The organism is Streptomyces sp. NPDC001717 (assembly GCF_042892775.1).
GTDB lineage: Bacteria > Actinomycetota > Actinomycetes > Streptomycetales > Streptomycetaceae > Streptomyces.
In genome coordinates this window covers 1-2,452 of sequence record NZ_JBIAUK010000068.1, presented here as the reverse complement: position 1 = coordinate 2,452, position 2,452 = coordinate 1, and the positions used below count along the sequence as shown (strand labels likewise).

Sequence of the window (2,452 nt, the reverse complement as noted above, 5' to 3'; positions counted from 1 at the left end):
TCGGGTGCGTTGACTCGGATGCGGCTCGGCCGACTCGATGTTGTCGACTGCCGTGGAGAACTCGCGGCCGGATGGGCCCCGGACGTATGCCAGCTCCATCCAGTGGGGCTTGATCGAGTTCGAGACGTCTTCGTTGATCACTGCCATCAGCTCGCCCTCGACACCACTCGCCACATCCCGCACGCGGCGCCGCAGCAGTGGGTGCGGCACGTACTCGTAGCGGTCAGGCATCGGACGGCTCGTTGAAGGAGGAGGAAAAGCGATCCCAACCGACGCGAGCCCGTTCGAGGAGATTCCTGCTGGGCCCGATCGGGTCCTTCTCCTCGCCGAGGCGGCACGGGCACGGTGAGGTCTGCCATTGGCGATCCTGCCCGGGGCGTTCGTCATGGTTGGCCATGGGGGTTCCCATCTGTCTGTTCAGTACGAGCAGACAGATGGTGTGCTGCCACGAGTCCTTCAAGGGATACGGGCTGTATCCCTCGTCGAGCTTGCTCAGGTGACACCGATCCACTCGGCGTAGGACGTCAACGACTCGTCGGGAGCGCGTTTGAGACGCAGGATCTTCCCGATGTCCTCTCGGGCCCACGGGTGTTCACGTACGTGTTGCGGTGCCTGTTTGCGTGCTTCCTTGAGGCAGTTGAAGGCTCCGTCGGGGTGGCCGGACCAAAGTCGTGCACGTGCCACCTCGATCCAGAAGCCGGATCGGCGTTCTGCCGGGATCTCCGGGCCGGGGCTCCATTCACGGGCGATGTCCAGGGCGCGGCCGATGTGGTCCCCACCGAGGCTGACCGAGACGGCCACCTCGTGGATGCGGACACTGGATGGCCCGAACGACGTTCCGAGGTAGACGGCCTCGGGAAGGCCCTGTGCCAGGGTGCGGGCCGCGTTCAGATGGTCGTAGGCGGCGTCCGCGCTGCCTGCCCGCGCGGCGACGACGGCCGTCCGCATGTGCAGGGCACCAAGGGTGGCGGTCGACCTTGCCGTGTTGGGCGTAGGGCCCATATCGAGGGCTTGTTCCAGCGCCAGATGGCCGCGCCGGTAGGCGCGGGCGGCGAGGAACGTCTCGGCACGTACGTAGGCCACGCAAGCGCTCAGGTCCGGGGCTTCGGAGTGGCCGGCCGCCCAGCGCATCATGTCGATCAGGCGGGCCGAGAGGTCGTGCGCGCCGAATTTGTAGGCCACCGCATCGGCCGTCCGCGCTGCCGCGACAACGAGGCGTGCCGCTTCCTCGATGTGAGGGCCGGAGGTTGCATGCAGGTGGGCCAGCGCATCGCCGAGAAGTGTGGGGACCTGTGCCGCGATCAGGCCGTACTGAGCTGCAAGGCGCCAACCGACAGCAGTTTCAATGTCGCTCCGCAGTTGTCCCAGTGGTCTGCCGGCCGGGTCCAGTGCGAGTTCGTACCCGGCGATCGTGGCAGAGATCGCCGGGAGCGCGGCGTGGACGCGGCGGCCGGTGCCGACGTAGGCCGGATCGAGGCGGGACGCATCCAGACCGAGAGCGGAGGCGATCGCTTCCAGCGTGGAAGGGCCCGGCGAACGGACACCCCGTTCACAGCCTTTGATCATGGCGAGTGAGACGTGTGCCTCGCGAGCGAGGTCGGTTTGTGTCATGCGTCGGGCTCGCCGCCGGGCGGCGATGCGCTGCCCGATGTGTTCGGCCATGCCCGGACCGTACCGCGCCCAGCGGTGGACGTCCGCCGAACAGGTGCCTGTTCCTACTGCCGGACGATGTCCGGCAGTTCGGCGAGGGAATTGATCGACCAGTCTGCGGCGGCCTGGACAGCGGGGTCATCCGCCCACCAGTGACCCCAGGGGCCACGCCGGATATGTGCGGTGCGCAGGCCTGCGGCTCGCGCCGGATGGATGTCGTTGGCCGGGTGGTCGCCCACGTAGAGGGTTTCTTCGGCGGTGCTGCCTGATACCGCCAGCACCTGGTCGAAGAAGGCACTTGCAGGCTTGGAGACACCCCACTCGCCCGACGTGACGACGAGGTCTGCCGGTAGATTGAGTGCGCGCAGCAGGTCACCGGCTCGGGGGCTCTGGTTGCCTGCGATGACGACTCGCACGCCGGAGGCGCGGAGCGCTTTCAGTGCCGGGCGGACGTCCTCGTAGAGGTCGGTCTCGTCGAGCCGCTCACCCCGTCCTGCGGTCTCGCGGGCGGCGTATTCGGCGTCGATGTCGATGCCCGGGCGCAAAAGGCGGATCGCGTCCGCGTTGTCCCGTCCGTCCACGACCACGGCGCCCACCAGCGCGGAAAGCGTGTGGCGGGGCACGCCGAGCCAGTCCGCCCAAGCGGCCCAGTAACGATCGTCTCGGGTGAGGGTCTCACCGATGTCCAGAACGACGGTCCGAATCATTCGGCCAGCGTACCGACGGTCCGGAGCGCCCCCATTCGCTACGCGCTCCTACCTGACGGCGAGGCAGAAGGGTGGTCCGTCGGCTGAGTCGATGC

3 protein-coding genes are annotated in these 2,452 nt (G+C 67.8%); all 3 read right to left on the bottom strand.

Annotated elements, in window-relative coordinates:
* Positions 1 to 231 (bottom strand): hypothetical protein (locus ACFYZL_RS40055; protein ID WP_388686137.1); only part of this gene is annotated, 231 nt, incomplete at its 3' end.
* A gap of 261 nt (positions 232 to 492) precedes the next feature.
* Positions 493 to 1,662 carry a helix-turn-helix domain-containing protein gene (locus tag ACFYZL_RS40050; RefSeq protein WP_388686135.1) on the bottom strand — a complete coding sequence of 390 codons (1,170 nt, stop codon included), beginning with the start codon at positions 1,660 to 1,662 and terminating at the stop codon, positions 493 to 495.
* A 53-nt stretch (positions 1,663 to 1,715) separates the two neighbouring features.
* A complete protein-coding gene (locus ACFYZL_RS40045; protein WP_388686133.1) occupies positions 1,716 to 2,357 on the bottom strand; it encodes an HAD family hydrolase in 642 nt (213 codons plus the stop codon).
* Positions 2,358 to 2,452: the final 95 nt, after the last annotated feature.